The sequence below is a fragment of the Mangrovihabitans endophyticus genome (assembly GCF_014646155.1).
Taxonomy (GTDB): Bacteria; Actinomycetota; Actinomycetes; order Mycobacteriales; family Micromonosporaceae; genus Actinoplanes; species Actinoplanes endophyticus.
The window spans coordinates 1-15,757 of record NZ_BMMX01000007.1 but is presented as its reverse complement, the minus strand read 5'-3'; the positions used below and the strand labels follow the sequence as shown (position 1 = coordinate 15,757).

At 70.1% G+C, this 15,757-nt stretch carries 17 protein-coding genes; 9 read left to right on the top strand and 8 right to left on the bottom strand.

Features of this window, described 5'->3' with window-relative positions; genetic code table 11:
* Window positions 1-10: 10 nt before the first annotated feature.
* From IEY73_RS11140 to nadA, 3 genes are all read right to left on the bottom strand, one after another.
* Entirely contained in the window at window positions 11-640 is a 630-nt protein-coding gene (locus tag IEY73_RS11140; RefSeq protein WP_189079075.1) for a DUF3043 domain-containing protein, read from the bottom strand.
* Between the two features lie 44 nt (window positions 641-684).
* Window positions 685-2,040: a UDP-N-acetylglucosamine 1-carboxyvinyltransferase gene (murA, locus tag IEY73_RS11135; RefSeq protein WP_189079074.1), complete on the bottom strand. Its 1,356-nt coding sequence runs from the start codon at window positions 2,038-2,040 to the stop codon at window positions 685-687.
* 214 nt (window positions 2,041-2,254) lie between these two features.
* Entirely contained in the window at window positions 2,255-3,424 is a 1,170-nt protein-coding gene (nadA, locus tag IEY73_RS11130; RefSeq protein WP_189079073.1) for a quinolinate synthase NadA, read from the bottom strand.
* Between the two features lie 82 nt (window positions 3,425-3,506).
* Between nadA and IEY73_RS11125 the strand changes: the two genes are divergently transcribed.
* From IEY73_RS11125 to IEY73_RS11115, 3 genes are all read left to right on the top strand, one after another.
* Entirely contained in the window at window positions 3,507-4,619 is a 1,113-nt protein-coding gene (locus IEY73_RS11125; RefSeq protein WP_229715753.1) for a glycerate kinase family protein, read from the top strand.
* Window positions 4,620-4,706: 87 nt separating this feature from the next.
* On the top strand, window positions 4,707-5,081 hold the full coding sequence (gene erpA / locus IEY73_RS11120) for an iron-sulfur cluster insertion protein ErpA (protein WP_189079072.1): 375 nt from the start codon (window positions 4,707-4,709) through the stop codon (window positions 5,079-5,081).
* A gap of 175 nt (window positions 5,082-5,256) precedes the next feature.
* Window positions 5,257-6,237, top strand: coding sequence for a carbohydrate kinase family protein (locus tag IEY73_RS11115; RefSeq protein WP_189079071.1), 981 nt, complete (start codon window positions 5,257-5,259; stop codon window positions 6,235-6,237).
* 13 nt (window positions 6,238-6,250) lie between these two features.
* Here the strand turns inward: IEY73_RS11115 and IEY73_RS11110 are convergent, their stop codons facing one another.
* On the bottom strand, window positions 6,251-6,469 hold the full coding sequence (locus IEY73_RS11110; RefSeq protein ID WP_189079070.1) for a sulfurtransferase TusA family protein: 219 nt from the start codon (window positions 6,467-6,469) through the stop codon (window positions 6,251-6,253).
* Complete coding sequence (locus IEY73_RS11105) at window positions 6,466-7,635, bottom strand: cysteine desulfurase family protein (protein WP_189079069.1); 1,170 nt, start codon at window positions 7,633-7,635, stop codon at window positions 6,466-6,468. The genes IEY73_RS11110 and IEY73_RS11105 overlap by 4 nt, the downstream gene beginning before the upstream one ends.
* A 182-nt stretch (window positions 7,636-7,817) precedes the next feature.
* Here IEY73_RS11105 and ctaC point away from each other — a divergent pair, with 182 nt between their 5' ends.
* Window positions 7,818-8,750: an aa3-type cytochrome oxidase subunit II gene (gene ctaC, locus IEY73_RS11100; RefSeq protein WP_189079068.1), complete on the top strand. Its 933-nt coding sequence runs from the start codon at window positions 7,818-7,820 to the stop codon at window positions 8,748-8,750.
* 5 nt (window positions 8,751-8,755) lie between these two features.
* Window positions 8,756-9,181 (top strand): cytochrome c oxidase subunit 4, encoded by a 426-nt coding sequence (locus IEY73_RS11095; RefSeq protein WP_189079067.1) that lies wholly within the window; start codon window positions 8,756-8,758, stop codon window positions 9,179-9,181.
* A gap of 87 nt (window positions 9,182-9,268) precedes the next feature.
* Here the strand turns inward: IEY73_RS11095 and IEY73_RS11090 are convergent, their stop codons facing one another.
* The 3 genes from IEY73_RS11090 to IEY73_RS11080 all read right to left on the bottom strand — a co-directional run bounded on the left by IEY73_RS11090 (window position 9,269) and on the right by IEY73_RS11080 (window position 11,141).
* Entirely contained in the window at window positions 9,269-9,466 is a 198-nt protein-coding gene (locus tag IEY73_RS11090) for a hypothetical protein (RefSeq protein WP_189079066.1), read from the bottom strand.
* 137 nt (window positions 9,467-9,603) lie between these two features.
* Window positions 9,604-10,668: an anthranilate phosphoribosyltransferase gene (gene trpD, locus IEY73_RS11085; RefSeq protein ID WP_189079065.1), complete on the bottom strand. Its 1,065-nt coding sequence runs from the start codon at window positions 10,666-10,668 to the stop codon at window positions 9,604-9,606.
* Window positions 10,669-10,709: 41 nt separating this feature from the next.
* Window positions 10,710-11,141: a hypothetical protein gene (locus IEY73_RS11080; RefSeq protein ID WP_189079064.1), complete on the bottom strand. Its 432-nt coding sequence runs from the start codon at window positions 11,139-11,141 to the stop codon at window positions 10,710-10,712.
* Between the two features lie 249 nt (window positions 11,142-11,390).
* On the opposite strand from IEY73_RS11080, the gene ctaE reads away from it, so the two are divergent.
* From ctaE to qcrB, 4 genes are read left to right on the top strand one after another with little or no spacing between them, the layout of a single operon-like run.
* Window positions 11,391-11,990 (top strand): aa3-type cytochrome oxidase subunit III, encoded by a 600-nt coding sequence (gene ctaE, locus IEY73_RS11075; protein WP_189079063.1) that lies wholly within the window; start codon window positions 11,391-11,393, stop codon window positions 11,988-11,990.
* Window positions 11,991-12,032: 42 nt separating this feature from the next.
* Window positions 12,033-12,881, top strand: a complete 849-nt coding sequence (gene qcrC, locus IEY73_RS11070) for a cytochrome bc1 complex diheme cytochrome c subunit (RefSeq protein ID WP_189079062.1) — start codon at window positions 12,033-12,035, stop codon at window positions 12,879-12,881.
* On the top strand, window positions 12,878-13,987 hold the full coding sequence (gene qcrA, locus IEY73_RS11065) for a cytochrome bc1 complex Rieske iron-sulfur subunit (RefSeq protein WP_189079061.1): 1,110 nt from the start codon (window positions 12,878-12,880) through the stop codon (window positions 13,985-13,987). Before qcrC ends, qcrA begins: the two co-directional genes overlap by 4 nt.
* Complete coding sequence (gene qcrB, locus IEY73_RS11060; protein ID WP_189079060.1) at window positions 13,984-15,597, top strand: cytochrome bc1 complex cytochrome b subunit; 1,614 nt, start codon at window positions 13,984-13,986, stop codon at window positions 15,595-15,597. Before qcrA ends, qcrB begins: the two co-directional genes overlap by 4 nt.
* The last annotated feature ends 160 nt before the right edge of the window (window positions 15,598-15,757 follow it).

Genomic DNA, 15,757 nt, shown 5'->3' with positions numbered 1-15,757 from the left:
ACCGGGCCGGTCAGACCTTGTCGCCCAGTTCGACGGTCGGCTTCGGCACCCGCATCCGGCGGAACGTCAGGCCCCGCATGATGCCGTAGAGCGCCAGGGAACCCATCCGCTGCGTGGTCTTCGGGAAGCGCTCCCGGACGAGCCGGCGCACGCTGCGCGCGATGAGGACGCTGTCCACCACCACCGCGATGGCCAGGATCGCCCACAGCAGGTTCGCGCCCAGTTGGACGATCGGCGGCATCTTGGTGGAGGAGCCGACCAAGACGATGATCGCGCCGGCGAAGAACCAGGTGCCGACAGTGCGGCGCACATCGACGATGTTGCGCACCAGCGCACGCTCCGGGCCGCGGTCGCGGGCCAGCAGGTAGCGCTCGTCGCCGGCGCGCATGCCAGCCGCGGCCTCGGCGCGCTCCGAGCGCTGCCGCTCGCGCATCTGCTTGTACGCCTCGCGGCGGTTGGTCGGCGCCTGCTGCTCGCCACCCACCCGGCGACCGGAGCTGACGCGTTTCGGCGTCGCCTGGCCGAGCTCCTTCTTGCTGGGCGTGTAGCTCTTCGGCCGTTGCACCTCGGCGTCGGTCTCCGTCTCGGTGACGGCGTCGGCGACGAGGTCTGGGGACTTGCGGCGAAAGAGCGAGGGCACGACAAGAAGAGTAACCAAGTCTCTCGACCAGGCCTACACCGCCGTCAGAGCCGTTCGACGAGGGCGCCGAGCGCGCCGAGTTTGCCCTCGAAGTCTTCGTAGCCGCGGTTGATCAGGTCGACGCCGTAGACCCGGGAGGTGCCCTCCGCGGCGAGCGCCGCGATCAGGTGACTGAACCCGGCCCGCAGGTCCGGGATCTCCAGATCGGCGGCGTGCAGCTTGGACGGGCCGGCGATGACCGCGGAGTGCTTGAAGTTGCGGCGGCCGAAGCGGCACGGCGTGCCGCCCAGGCAATCCCGGTAGACCTGGATGGTGGCGCCCATCTGGTTCAGCGCCTGGGTGTATCCCAGCCGCTGCTCATAGACCGTCTCATGCATGATCGACAGGCCGCGGGCCTGGGTCAGGGCCACCACGAGCGGCTGCTGCCAGTCGGTCATGAAGCCGGGATGCACGTCCGTCTCCAGCGCCACCGCCTGCAGTTCGTGGCCGGGGTGCCAGAACTTGATGCCGCCCTCGACGCCGGTCACGCCCGGGCGGGCGACGCGGGCGTCGGTGATCTCGAACTCGCCACCGATCGAGCGGAACACGTTGAGGAACGTCATCATGTCCGCCTGCCGGGCGCCCAGCACCTCGATCTCGCCCTTGGTGGCCAGGGCGGCGGCGGCCCAGCTCGCCGCCTCGATCCGGTCCGGGATGGGCTTGTGCTGATAGCCGTGCAGCCGGGGCACGCCCTGGATCTCGATCACCCGGTCGGTGTGCACGGTGATGATCGCGCCCATCTTCTGCAACACGCAGATCAGGTCGATGATCTCCGGCTCGATGGCCGCGTTGCGCAGCTCGGTGACGCCGTCCGCGCGCACCGCGGTGAGCAGCACCTGCTCCGTCGCGCCGACGCTGGGGTACGGCAGTTCGAGCTTGGTGCCGTGCAGGCCGTTCGGCGCGCTGAGGTGCATGCCCTCGGGCGCCTTGTCGACGATCGCGCCGAACTCCCGCAGGGCCTGGATGTGGAAGTCGATCGGGCGCGGCCCGATGTGGCAGCCGCCCAGGTCCGGGATGAACGCTCGGCCCACGCGGTGCAGCAGCGGCCCGCAGAACAGGATCGGGATGCGGCTCGACCCGGCGTGCACGTTGATCTCGTCGGTGCTGGCCTCCTCCACGTTGGTGGGGTCCATCACCAGCTCGCCGTCGTCGGCGCCGGCGCTCACCTTGACGCCGTGCAGTTCGAGCAGGCCGCTCACCACCTCGACGTCGCGGATGCGCGGCACGTCGTAGAGGCGGCTCGGGGACTCGCCCAGCAAGGCGGCCACCATCGCCTTGGAAACCAGGTTCTTGGCGCCACGGACCCGGATCTGTCCCCGCAGCGGTGTCCCACCGTGCACGGTCAGCACATCGTCGGTCAACGTAACCTCCAGCCGGCGGGCGTCGGTGCCCGGGAATCGTCGAGGGGTGGCGGTCGACGCGCACGAGGTCGCCGCTGCCGCCCGGGCAGCATAGCGCTGAGTGACAAGAGCCGAATAAGGCATAACACCCATGAAGGGATTAACCGCCAACAATTAAGGCGGAAAAAAGACGTTCGGGTGCGCTCCGACAATTGGCGGATACGCTGAGTGATCCTTAAGGAAGGGTGAGCATCCGGTCCAGGGCGGCCCGTGCGTGGTGCGCCGTGCCCGGGTCGACCACGATCCGGTTCGGCACCCGGCCGGCGACCAACTCCTCCAGCGACCACACCAGGTGCGGCAGATCGATGCGGTTCATGGTGGAGCAGTAGCAGACCGTCCGGTCCAGAAACATGATCTGCTTGTCGGGGTGCGCCAGCGCCATGCGGCGCACCAGGTTGAGCTCGGTGCCCACGGCCCACGCGGAGCCTGCCGGTGCCGCCTCCAGGGCCTTGATGATGTATTCCGTCGATCCGACCATGTCGGCGGCCTGCACCACGTCGTGCCGGCACTCCGGGTGCACCAGGACCGTCACGCCGGGGACCCGGTCCCGCACTTCGCGCACGCTGTCGAGGGTGAACCGGCCGTGCACCGAACAGTGCCCGCGCCAGAGGATCATCCGGGCGTCGCGCAGTTGCTCCGCGGTCAGGCCACCGTTCGGCTTGTGCGGGTCGTACAGCACGCAGTCGTCCAGCGAGAAACCCATCTGCCGCACCGCGGTGTTGCGGCCCAGATGCTGATCGGGCAGGAAGAAGACCTTGGAGCCGATCTCGAAGGCCCAGGTCAGGGCGCGCTCGGCGTTGGACGAGGTGCACACCACTCCGCCGCGACGCCCGACGAAGCCCTTGATGTCGGCCGAGGAGTTCATGTAAGTGACCGGCACGATCTCGTCCGCGATGCCCAGGTCGGTGAACTGCTCCCAGGCGGCCTCCACCTGACCCAGCACGGCCATGTCGGCCATCGAGCACCCGGCGGCGAGATCCGGCAGCACCACCTGCTGCCGGTCGGAGGTGAGGATGTCCGCGCTCTCGGCCATGAAGTGCACGCCGCAGAAGACGATGAACTCGGCGTCCGGCCGGGCGGCGGCCTCGCGGGCGAGCTTGAACGAGTCGCCGGTCACGTCGGCGAACTGGATGACCTCGTCGCGCTGGTAGTGGTGCCCCAACACGAACACCCGATCGCCGAGTGCGTCCTTGGCGGCCCGGGCGCGTGCGACCAGGCCGGGGTCGCTGGGCGCGGGCAGATCACCGGGGCAGTCCACGCCGCGCTCACTGGCGGGGTCCGTGCCCTTGCCGAGCAGCAGCAGGGCGGTGGCGGTGTTGGCCGGCTCGGTCCAGGTCGAGGTCACGCGCACCATGGTTCCACAGCGGCGCGCCGGCGCCGCAGTGTCATCGGACACCACAGCCAGGGCCGCCCGGTACGTTGCTTGCGTGCGCGTGCTGATCTGTCCGGACAAGTTCGCCGGGACCCTGTCCGCCCCGGCCGCCGCCGAGGCGTTCGCGGCGGGATGGCGCGAGGGTGCACCGGGCGACGACACCGTGCTGCGCCCCCTCGCCGACGGCGGCCCCGGCTTCATCGACGTGCTCGCGTCGTCGCTGCCGGCCCGCCGCGTGCCGGTGCGCACGGTGGATCCGCTGGGCCGCCCGGCGCAGGGCGAGGTGCTGCTCGTCGGCGCCACGGCGTATGTGGAGAGCGCACAGGCGTGCGGGTTGCACCTGCTCACCGACGCGGAGCGGGATCCGAACGTGACCACCTCGTACGGGCTCGGACTGCTGCTCACCGCCGCGGTCGAGTCCGGGGCCCGGGAGATCGTGGTGGGCCTGGGCGGCTCGGCGGTCAACGACGGCGGCGCCGGCATGTTGGCCGCCCTCGGCGCCGCGCCGGTGGACGTCGCGGGGTACGCCCTGCCCTACGGCGGCGCGGCCCTGATCGCCGCGGCCGGGCTGGGTGGGACCCCACGGTTGCGCCAGGTGTCGCTGGTAGCGGCCACCGACGTGGACAACCCGCTCACCGGCCTGCACGGCGCGAGCAACGTCTTCGGCCCGCAGAAGGGCGCGGACCGCGCCGACGTGCTGCGGCTGGACGCGGCGCTGGAGCACTTCGCCGACGTGCTGGAGAAGGCGTTCGACGTCACCGGGCTGGCGGTGCGCCCGGGCGCCGGAGCGGCCGGCGGTATCGGTGCCGCCCTGCTCGCGCTGGGCGGCCGCACGGTCTCCGGCATCGCCCTGGTGACCGGCGCGATCGGCCTGGACGCCGAACTCGACCGAGCGGACCTGGTGATCACCGGCGAGGGATCATTCGACCACCAGTCGCTGCGCGGCAAGGTCGCCGCGGGGGTGGCCGCCGGCGCCCGCGACCGGGGACTGCCCTGCGTGGTGGTGGCCGGGCGGGTGGAGACGGGGCACCGGGAGGCAGCCGCGGCCGGGGTCACCGAACTGCACTCGCTGGTGGACCACTTCGGGTCGACCGCGACCGCGCTGGCCGAGCCGGAGCGTGGGCTGCGCGAGATCGGCACCCGGCTGGCCCGGCAATGGAGCCGGTGACGAGCATCTCCCCGATTGGGAATCCGCTCCGGGGCGACTAGCGTTGCAGACTACGGCAGAACCGTCCGCAAGCTGGGAGATCCGCACGTGACCACTGAAGCGCACACCGAGTCGACCGGGGCCGCCGCGGCAGCGCCGACCGGCATCATCCTGACCGACGTTGCCGCTGACAAGGTCAAGGCCCTGATCGAGCAGGAAGGGCGCGACGACCTGCGCCTGCGCATCGCCGTGCAGCCCGGTGGCTGCTCCGGCCTGCGCTACCAGCTCTTCTTCGACGAGCGGTCGCTGGACGGCGACATCGTCAGCGACTTCAACGGCGTCGAGGTCGTGGTGGACCGGATGAGCGCTCCCTACCTCGGCGGCGCGACGATCGACTACGCCGACCGGATCGACGCGCAGGGCTTCACCATCGACAACCCGAATGCGCAGAACTCCTGCGCATGTGGTGATTCCTTCCACTGACGCAGCACCGTCAAGACGCCGTGCGGGGCGCCGACCGTGGCCACGGTCGGCGCCCCGCACGGCGTCGATACACGCACAGCGTCGACCCCGTCGTGACGGCGGGTGGTCCGGCGGTGGGTCCGGCACCCCGGTACGCTCGGCCGGTAACCCCCCGTTCACGACATCGAGGGACGACATGAAGATCGCCGTCACCGGCTCGATCGCCACTGACCACCTCATGCACTTCCCCGGCAAGTTCACCGAATCGCTCATCGCCGACCAGCTACACACGGTGTCGCTGTCGTTCCTGGTGGACGACCTCGTGGTGCGCCGCGGAGGTGTGGCTCCGAACATCGCGTACGGCATGGGACAACTCGGCCTGCGGCCGCTGCTCGTCGGTGCGGTCGGCGCGGATTTCGCCGACTACCGTTCCTGGCTCGAACGACACGGCGTGGACTGCGCCTCGGTGCACGTCAGCGAGGTCGCCCAGACGTCGCGCTTCGTCTGCACCACCGATGACGACCTCAATCAGATCGCCTCGTTCTACGCCGGCGCGATGGCCGAGGCGCGCAACATCGAACTCGCGCCCATCGCTGAGCGCGTCGGCGGTCTGGACCTGGTCATGGTGGCCGCCAACGACCCGGCGGCGATGCTGCGGCACTCGCAGGAGTGCCGCGAGCGCGGCTACGCCTTCGCAGCCGACCCGTCGCAGCAGCTCGCCCGCATGGACGGCGGCGACGTGCTGTCGCTGATCAGCGGCGCGCAGTACCTGATGACCAACGAGTACGAGCGTTCCCTGCTGGAGAACAAGTCCGGCATGAGCGGCGATCAGGTGCTGGAGCACGTGCAGATCCGCGTCACCACGCGCGGCGCGGACGGGGTGGAGATCACCGGCCGCGACCTGGACCGGATTCACGTTCCGGTGGTGCGTGGCGTGTCACCGGAGGACCCGACCGGCGTCGGGGACGGATTCCGGGCCGGCTTCCTTGCCGCCATCGGCTGGGGCTTGAGCCTGGAACGCTCCGCCCAGGTCGGCTCGCTGGTGGCCGCTCTGGTGCTGGAAACGGTGGGCCCGCAGGAATACGAGATCAAGCCGGAGATGTTCGCCAAGCGCCTCGCCGACTCGTACGGCGACGAGGCCGCCGCCGAGGTCCTGCCGTTCCTGCCGGCGGCCTGAACCGCCGCCCCGGTCACGTCGTGCCGCCGCTGCGGCGCACCTCGAAGGTGACGCCGGAGCGGCCCACGAACTCGTGACCCTTCATCCGGCACCACGCCGGGATGTCACCCGCCGCGGCGGGATCGTCGGCCAGCACGCGGACGATCCCGCCGACTGGTGTGTCGCGGATGGCCTTCGCCAACGCGATCACCGGGAGCGGGCAGCGCTGACCGCGGCAGTCGAGCGTGGTCACAGGCCCACCTCGGCCCGGATCTCGGCCACCAGGCCGGGCAGCACCGCCAGGAAACGCCGGACGTCCGGTTCGGTGACGCCGCGGTGCAGCGACACCCGCACGTTGCCGTGGCTGAGCACGCCCATCGCCTCCAGGACGTGGCTGGGACGCAGCGTCGAAGCGGTGCACGACGAACCGGACGAGACGGCGAAACCCCGCCGGTCCAGCGCGTGCAGCAGCGCTTCGCCATCCACGTACAGGCAGGAGAACGTGACCAGGTGGGGGAGCCGGCGCACCGGGTCGCCGACCACCTCGACGTCGGGCACCGTGCGGGCGACCTCGGATCGGATCAGGTCGACCAGCGCGGACAGCCGCCGGTTCTCCACGTCCGCCTCGGCGAGCACGGCGCGCAACGAGGCGGCCGCGGCCACCATCGCCGGTACGCTCGCCGCGCCCGTCGCGCGCGGACGGAAGCGGTCGTCGCCCGGATGCGGCGACACCCAGCGCACGCCCTTGCGGACCGTGAGCACGCCCACCCCGGCCGGGCCGCCCCACTTGCGGGCGCTCGCGGACAACGACGACCAGCCCGGCGGCACCGGCAGCCGGCCGACCGACTGCGCGGCGTCCACATGCAGGGGGACACCCGCGTCGGCGCACGCCGCAGCGGCCTCGGCCACCGGTTGCACCGTGCCGGCCTCATGGCTGGCGCTGATCAGCGCCGCCGCCGCGACACCCGGCGTGGTCACCGCGGCGGTCCAGGCCGGCAGATCGAGGCGGCCCGGCATGTCGACGCCGACCTCGACCGCGTCGCCGTGCCGGGCCGCCGCGTGCAGCACCGCGGAGTGTTCGATCGCCGAATGCACCAGGCGAGTCCCCGTCCGCGCCCGCGCGCTTGCCAGCCCCAGCACGCCGGCCTGGGCCGCCGCGGCGCCGGACGGCCAGAACGAGACCTCATCCGGCCGTACGCCCAACGACTCCGCCATCGATTCGTGGGCCGCGTCCAGCAGGCGGCGCGCGCGGCGAGCGGACGCGTACAACCGGTCGGTGTCCGCCCAGCCGTCCTCCAGCGCGGCGAGCAGCGCCTGGCGCGTCACCGGGTGCGGCGGCACGGCCGTCGCCGCATCCAGGTAGGTCGCGTCCGGGCCGGCGGATGTCGGCGCACCGGCGGGAACGGCAGTGTCTTCCACCTGTGAAACGGTATCGTCCGGGTGTCCGGGCGTTACCCGGCTGCGGTGGAGATCGGACCCCCGCAACGGGGCGTGAGGGCCAGGTCGAGTAATGTGCGACCGTCGGTGACGCCTTGCCGCCGGTGTCCGGATTGACCCGGTGGCCGAGGGCTCCGGAGGCGCTGCATGGGAGGCAGGAGCAGGTGGGCGTAAAGAGTACGGCCGCACGGCCGCGAGCGGTCCGGCTCGCCGGGCTCGGGGTCGGCACGGTGACGCTGCTGACCCTGCTCACGGGGTGCTCCGCGGACGGCATCGGTAGCGCTTTCGGTCACTTCGGATGGCCGGGCAAGGGCGTGAGCCTGCAGGCCCACAAGATGTACGACCTGTGGATCGCCTCGGTGATCGCGGCGCTGGCCGTCGGCGTCCTGGTGTGGGGCCTGATCTTCTGGTGCGTCATCCGATACCGCAAGCGCGGCGACGAGCTGCCCGTGCAGACCCGCTTCAACATGCCGATGGAGGTGCTCTACACGGTCACCCCGGTGCTCGTGGTGTGCATCCTCTTCTACTACACGGCGATCGTGCAGACCGACGTGGACAAGCTGTCGCGCAATCCGCAGCAGGTCGTCGAGGTCGTCGCGTTCAAGTGGAACTGGCAGTTCAACTACCGTGACGGGGTCGGCAAGGACGCGCACACCGTGGCGTCCACGCTCGGCACCTCCGACCAGATCCCACTGCTGGTGCTGCCCACCGGGGAGAAGATCCGGTTCGAGGAGACCAGCCGTGACGTGATCCACTCGTTCTGGGTGCCCGAGCTGCTGTTCAAGAGGGACGTCTTCCCGGGCAATGTGCGCAACACCTTCGAGGTCACCCTCGACAAGGAGGGCCGCTATGTCGGCCGGTGCGCCGAGCTGTGCGGCACCTATCACGCCTTCATGCAGTTCGAGCTGGTGGTCGTCTCCCCGGATCGGTTCAACCGGTTCCTGGGCGCCCTGAAGGGCGGGGCGACCTCCCCGGAGGCCATGGGCGCCGCCGGCTTCACCGGCCGGGAGCGGTACGCGGTGACCACCGAACCGTTCGACACCCGGCGGCAGAACCAGAGCTGGTACCAGTCCGACACCGTCGCATCGGGGAAGTAGAGCACGTGAAGACCGAGTACAAGATCTTCGCCGCGGTCGCGGGATTCCTGTTCGCCGCCGCCGCGGTGTACGGCTTCTACACTCACGGCCAGACCGGCCACCTGGAATGGATCGGCACCGTCGCGCTGATCCTGTCCGGCCTGCTCTGCGCGATGTGCGGAGGCTTCTTCTGGTTCGTGGCGCGACGCATCGACCTGCGGCCCGAGGACCGGGACGAGGCCGAGATCGTCGAGGGCGCCGGAGAGATCGGCTTCTTCAGCCCGGGCAGCTACTGGCCGTTCGGCTTGGCGCTGTCCGCTTCGATCGCCGGCCTGGGCCTGGTCTTCTGGATGTGGTGGCTGATCGCGCTCGGCCTGATCATGGTGATCCTGTCCGCGTGCGGGCTGCTGTTCGAGTACTACTCGGGGACCCGGCACGCGGTCGAGCACTGACGACGGACGACGTGTCGGCGGCGGGCCGCCGACACTCAGGCAGAAGCCGAGGGGCGTTCCCGACGACGGGCACGCCCCTCGTGCGTGTCATGCCACCCGGCGCTGCTGCGGTGCCACTCGGCGCGCCGGACGGCGCACTCGCAGCGCGTGGGGAAACAGGATCTCTGCGGCGCCGCATCGCGTGCATAGCAACTCGGGGCATTCGTCGTGTCCGTCCACGCAGGGCGGCGCCTCGAAGGTCATGTCGGCGTCGCAGATGACGCAGCGCAGCTCGCGTTCCTTCATGGGCTTGCTCCTCTCCGCTGACAGGGGATTACCCGAATGTCATTCTGACGCTGCCACGGGTCACCCGGATGGGGAAGCAGGCCGCTCCGGCGTGTTGTCCGCGCCGCGTGCCGAGGTGCCGGCCCGGCACGGGTGGCTCACTCCTGGGCGGCGGACGCTGCCGCGACGGCGACGCTCACCCAGCGCTCCAGCAGGGCCGTGGCGGCACCGGCGTCGACCGTCTCGGCCGCACGCGTCAAGCCCGCCCGCAGCGCGGCCTCCAGGCCGCCGGGAAAGCCCGCCTGCGCCGCGAACGCCGCGGCGGCGTTGATCAGGACGGCGTCACGCACCGGTCCGGCCTCGCCACCGAACATCCGGCGCGCGGCGTCGGCGTTGAACGTCGGGTCGCCGCCGCGCAGATCACCGGCGCTGCTGCGGGGCAGGCCAAGATCGGCCGCGTCCACCAGTGACTCTTCGACCTTGCCGTCGTGCACCAACCAGACGCGGGTGGGCGCGGCGGTGGTGAACTCGTCGAGGCCGTCCTCGCCGCGCAGCACCAGCGCCGAATCGCCGCGGCGTGCGAACACCTCGGCCATCACCGGTGCCATGCGCAGGTCGAAGCAGCCCACCGCGGCGGCGCGCGGCCGTGCCGGGTTGGTCAGCGGGCCGAGCACGTTGAAGAACGTCGGCACGCCCAGCTCGCGGCGGGGGACCGAGGCGTGCCGCATGCCCGGGTGGTAGCGGGCGGCGAAACAGAAGCCGATGCCGGCCTCGGTCACCGTGCGGGCCACGCCCGCGGGGCCGAGGTCGAGCGGCAGGCCGAAGTGCTCCAGCAGGTCCGCGGTGCCGCACGCGGACGATGCGGCACGGTTGCCGTGCTTGACGACTGTCACACCGGCTGCGGCCACGATGATGGCGGCCATGGTGGAGATGTTCACCGTGTGCGCCCGGTCGCCGCCGGTGCCCACCACATCCACCGCCTGGTCGCGCACGCCGGCCGGCAGGTCGATCAGTGTGGCGTTGGCCAGCATCGCCTCGACCAGGCCGGCCAGCTCAGCAGGCGTCTCACCCTTGGCGCGCAGGGCCACCGCGAAACCGGTGACCTGCACCGGCGTCGCACTGCCCGTCATGATCTCGCCCATCGCCCAGGCGGTGTCCTGCGGCGACAACTCCTCGCCGCGCAACAGCGCGCTGATCAGGTCGGGCCAGGTGCGTGCGCCCATGGCGGGCCTTTCGTCGGGGGGTACGGCGATGCGGGGTGTCGTCAGTCGATGGTGCCGAGGGTGCCCAGCGGCACCGCGCCGTCGCGGTGGGCGCGCAGCATGCCGGCCACCGTCTGGCCGGTGGTGACCGGGTCGAGCGGGGCGAGCAGAGTGTGGTCGACCTGGGCGAAGGCGGCCAGCCAGCGGTCCGCGGCGCGGGCGATCACCACGCAGGTGGGCGGCGGGTCGGCGTACTCGTCCTTGGTCTGCCGGGCGATGCCCAGGCCACCCGCCGGGGTCGCCTCGCCGTCCAGCACCATCAGGTCGATCTCGTACTCGTCCAGCAGGTTGCGGCAGTCCTCCCAGGTCGACGCGTCGATGAACTCGACCTCCAGGTCGGCGGCCGGCCGGGTGCCGATGGCCAGCCGGATCCGGTCCCGGACGGCGGCGTCGTCGCTGTAGAGCAGGACGGTGTACCTGTCGGTGTCGCTCATGATGTGACCTGGCTCCCAGATTCGTAGCTGCACGCTGATCGTACCGAACCGACCCGTTCCCGTCGGGCCGTGGGCGGATCGCCGCGGTGCGGCAGTATCCCGTACGCCGTCCGCCCGCGCAGGCTTTCTCGCGAATCACACGGCAGGCATCCGAGGTCGGCGGGCCGAGATCGTCTCATCGCGCCACAACATGCACCGGATTGGGCCCCCCGCGGCACGCTTGCCTGATCGCGGGGCAATAATGAGCGCGTGACAGCGGCCTCAGCCATCGACAAGAGCAGGATCCATTCGCTGACGCGGCCCAACATGGTCAGCGTCGGGACGATCGTGTGGCTCTCCAGCGAGCTCATGTTCTTCGCGGCCTTGTTCGCGATGTATTTCGCCATCCGTGCGGCGGACTACAGCATGTGGGAGAGGCACACCGAGGTCCTCAAAATCCCGTACGCGACGACCTTCACGATCATCTTGGTGCTGTCGTCGGTGACCTGCCAGCTCGGCGTGTTCGCGGCCGAGAAGGGCGACGTGTTCGCGCTGCGCCGCTGGTTCACGATCACCTTCGTGATGGGCCTGATCTTCGTGCTGGGCCAGGCGAACGAGTACCGCCACCTCGTCCACGAGGGCGTCAAGCTCAACGGGGACGGGTACGGGTCGATGTTCTACCTGACCACCGGGTTCCACGGCCTGCACGTCACCGGCGGCCTGATCGCGTTCATCGTCTACATGATCCGCACGACGATGGGCCGGTTCACGCCGGCGCAGGCGACGTCCGCGATCGTCGTCTCGTACTACTGGCACTTCGTCGACATCGTCTGGATCGCGCTCTTCGCCATGATCTATTGGCTTCAGTAGCCGCCTGTTCGCGTCAAGGTCAAACCCAGAGGACACAAGCCCATGACTTCTGACACCCCCGCCAACCGGCGTTTCCGGGTGTTCCGCAGGCGGCGGACTGCGCCGAGCCGGACCCGCCGTCGGATCGGCGGCGCGGTTCGCATGATCGCCGCGCTGGCCCTGGCCGGCGGCGTCTACACCGCCTTCGCGCCGGGAGCGTTCGCCGAGGACAACCGGCAGCTCTCCGACGACGCGATGGCCGGCAAGGCGCTGTACGACAACAGTTGCATCAGTTGCCATGGGCGCAACGCCCAGGGCGTTGAGGGCAAGGGCCCGAGCCTGATCGGCGTCGGATCGGCCGCGGTGGAGTTCCAAGTCGGCACCGGCCGCATGCCGATGACCCGGCAGGAGGCGCAGGCCGAGCAGAAGCCGCCGCAGTTCGACACCAAGCAGACGGCGCAGATCGGCCAGTACATCCAGGAGTTGGGCGGCGGTCCGCAGATTCCCGCGGGTGAGCTGACCGACGACCTGGACACGCATCCGCAGGCGCTGTCGCAGGGCGGTGAGCTGTTCCGGCTCAACTGCACCTCATGTCACGGCTTCGGCGGCGCCGGCGGCGCGCTGTCTTCCGGCAAGTTCGCACCGGGCCTGCACGACGCGACCGCCGAGCAGATCTATGCGGCGATGCTGACCGGTCCGCAGAACATGCCGGTGTTCGGCGACAACGAGATCACGCCGGATCAGAAGCGTGAGATCATCACCTACATCACACAGCAGCTCCAGCAGGACAAGGACCCGGGTGGCGTGTTCAACCTGGGGCGCTACGGTCCGACCACGGAGGGCCTGGCGATCTTCATCGTCGGCATCACCATCCTGGTCTTCGCGGCGCTGTGGATTGCGGGGAAGTCATGACCGATCTGAAGCAGTCCGGCCACGACTCCGAGTCGGCGGTGGACGTGCACGACCCGCGGATGTCGCGGTTCGACATCGTCAAGGAGGGCGCCCGGCGCGACGACATTGAGATCGTCACGTACGAGTCGCAGTTCCCCGGGCCGAACTCGAAGGCCGAGCGGCGCGTGGTGCGTTCCATCTCGTTGCTGTTCATGATCTCCGGGGTGGCCGCCCTGGCGTTCCTGGTCTTCTACATCGTGTGGCCGTGGGAGTTCAAGCTCGGCAACACGCTGAACGACTACTACACGCCGATCCTCGGCGTGACCCTGGCCATCGCGCTGTTCGCGCTGGGTTTCGCGGTGCTGGCCTGGGCCAAGAAGCTGCTGCCGCACGAGGTGTCCATCCAGCAGCGGCACGACCAGCCCTCCAGCGAGGAGGAGCGGCAGATCACCGGCCAGACCATGGCCTACATGGTCGACGAGTTGGGCGTGCAGCGCCGTCCGCTGCTCAAGGGCGCGATCGGCCTGGGCCTGGCGCCGCTGGGCGTGGTCGCCGCCGCGCCGCTGGTCGGCGGCCTGATCAACGACCCGCACAAGCCGTCTTACGAGGGTGACTCGCCGCTGTTCCGCACCGGCTTCAACCCGGGTGCCAACGGCGGCCAGCCGGTCCGTCTCACCCGCGAGGACGGCACCCCGCTGCGGCCCGAGGACGTCAGCGTCGGCGGCCAGATCACCGTCTTCCCCGGCATCCCCGGCGGCGCGACGAACAAGTACGCGGACTCGCCCACCCTGTTGATCCATCTGCGGGCGGGCGACGCCGAGACCGCGCGTCAGAAGAGCGAGAACGACCACGCCAACAAGGGCGCGATGTGGGGCAACTACGTCGCGTTCTCCAAGATCTGCACGCATGCCGGCTGCCCGGCCAGCCTGTACGAGCAGCAGACCAACCGTCTGCTCTGCCCGTGCCACCAGTCGCAGTTCTTGATCACCGAAAATGCACGACCCATCTTCGGCCCGGCGAGCCGCAGGCTGCCCATGCTGCCCATCACGGTGGACGATGAGGGCTTCTTTGTGGCAAGTTCCGACTATCGCGAGACCGTGGGTCCCGACTTCTGGGAGCGGCCATGAAGCGCAGAAAGTTCGAGCTGTCGCAGGTCCCGGCAAACGTCGGCAAGGGCCTGGACGACCGTTTTCAGGCGGCGACCCCGCTACGCGGTCTGCTGAACAAGGTCTTTCCCGACCACTGGTCCTTCCTGCTGGGCGAGATCGCGCTGTTCTCGTTCATCCTCCTGCTGCTCAGTGGCACGTTCCTGACGCTGTACTTCGACCCCTCGATGAAGGAGGTCGTGTACGACGGGGCGTACCCGGCGCTGCGCGGCACGGAGATGTCCGCCGCCTACGAGTCCTCCCTGCGCCTGTCGTTCGAGGTGCGCGGCGGCCTGTTCCTGCGGCAGATGCACCACTGGGCGGCGCTGCTGTTCATGGCGTCGATCGTGGTGCACATGGCCCGCATCTTCTTCACCGGCGCGTTCCGGAAGCCGCGCGAGGCGAACTGGGCGATCGGTGTCGCGCTGTTCCTGCTGGGCTTCCTGGAGGGTTTCACCGGCTACTCGCTGCCCGACGACGGACTGTCCGGCACCGGCCTGCGCATCGCCTCGGCGATCATGCTCTCCATCCCGGTGATCGGCACCTGGCTCTCCGCGTCGGTCTTCGGCGGTGAGTTCCCCGGCGAGCTGATCATCGGCCGCTTCTACATCGGCCACGTGCTGCTCATCCCGGGTGCCCTGCTGGCCCTGATCAGCGTGCACCTGGGCCTGGTGTTCATGCAGAAGCACACACAGTGGCCGGGGCCGATGCGGACCAACCACAACGTGGTCGGCGAGCGCATGTTCCCGCGTTACGTGTTCAAGCAGACCGGCTTCATGATGACGGTCTTCGGCGTGGTGGCGATGATGGCCGGCCTGTTCCAGATCAACCCGATCTGGCTGTTCGGCCCGTACCGCGCCTCCGAGGTCTCCTCGGCCAGCCAGCCCGACTGGTACGTGATGTTCATGGACGGGCTGGTCCGGCTGATGCCCGCGTGGCAGATCACGCTGCCGTTCGGCGACGGCTACAGCATCCCGCCGCTGTTCTGGCCCGCCGTGGTCGGGCTCGGCGCGCTCACCACGGTGCCGATGTTCTATCCGTTCATCGAAGCCCGGCGCCTCAAGGACAAGACCTCGCATCACCTTCTGCAGCGTCCGCGGGATGCGCCCGAGCGGGTCGGCGTCGGCGCGATGGCCTTCACGTTCTTCCTGATCGCCACGCTCTCCGGTGGCAACGACGTGATCGCGGACAAGTTCCACATCAGCCTCAATGCGATGACCTGGGCGGGCCGCATCGGCCTGGTGATCCTGCCGCCGTTGGCCTACTACCTCGCCGTACGCATCTGCCTCGGCCTGCAACAGCATGACCGTGAGGTGCTGGCGCACGGCGTGGAGACCGGCATCATCCGGCGTGCGCCGGACGGCCGGTTCTACGAGGTGCACCAGCCGCTCGGCCCGGTGGACGACCACGGCCACCCGGTGCCGCTCGACTACGCCGGCTGGGTGGTGCCGAAGAAGATGAACCGGCTGGGTGCGCTCGCGCCCGCGGTGAAGGGCTTCTTCTTCCCGGTGGAGCGGCCGGCCGAGGCCCCGGTGTCGCCGGCGGTGCCGTCGGTGACCGGCGAGAAGCGCGAGGAGATCGGCTCGAAGTGAGGCAGGTGCTCCACGGCTGACGTGGAGGACAACAACAGCGCTGGTGTCCCCGGGGAACACCAGCGCTGTTCGCTTTCCGCATCCACCCCGCGCCCGCCCCGCGCCCGCACCCCGCGCCCGCCCGCACCCCGCGCCCGCCCGCACCCCGCGCCCGGCCCCG

Bases quoted from the DNA above. Each gene is read 5' to 3' on its own strand.
- qcrB (WP_189079060.1), top strand. From the start codon at position 13,984: ATGAAGCGCAGAAAGTTCGAGCTGTCGCAGGTCCCGGCAAACGTCGGC.
- IEY73_RS11080 (WP_189079064.1), bottom strand. From the start codon at position 11,141: ATGAGCGACACCGACAGGTACACCGTCCTGCTCTACAGCGACGACGCC.
- IEY73_RS11090 (WP_189079066.1), bottom strand. From the start codon at position 9,466: ATGAAGGAACGCGAGCTGCGCTGCGTCATCTGCGACGCCGACATGACC.
- trpD (WP_189079065.1), bottom strand. From the start codon at position 10,668: ATGGGCGCACGCACCTGGCCCGACCTGATCAGCGCGCTGTTGCGCGGC.
- qcrA (WP_189079061.1), top strand. From the start codon at position 12,878: ATGACCGATCTGAAGCAGTCCGGCCACGACTCCGAGTCGGCGGTGGAC.
- qcrC (WP_189079062.1), top strand. From the start codon at position 12,033: ATGACTTCTGACACCCCCGCCAACCGGCGTTTCCGGGTGTTCCGCAGG.
- IEY73_RS11115 (WP_189079071.1), top strand. From the start codon at position 5,257: ATGAAGATCGCCGTCACCGGCTCGATCGCCACTGACCACCTCATGCAC.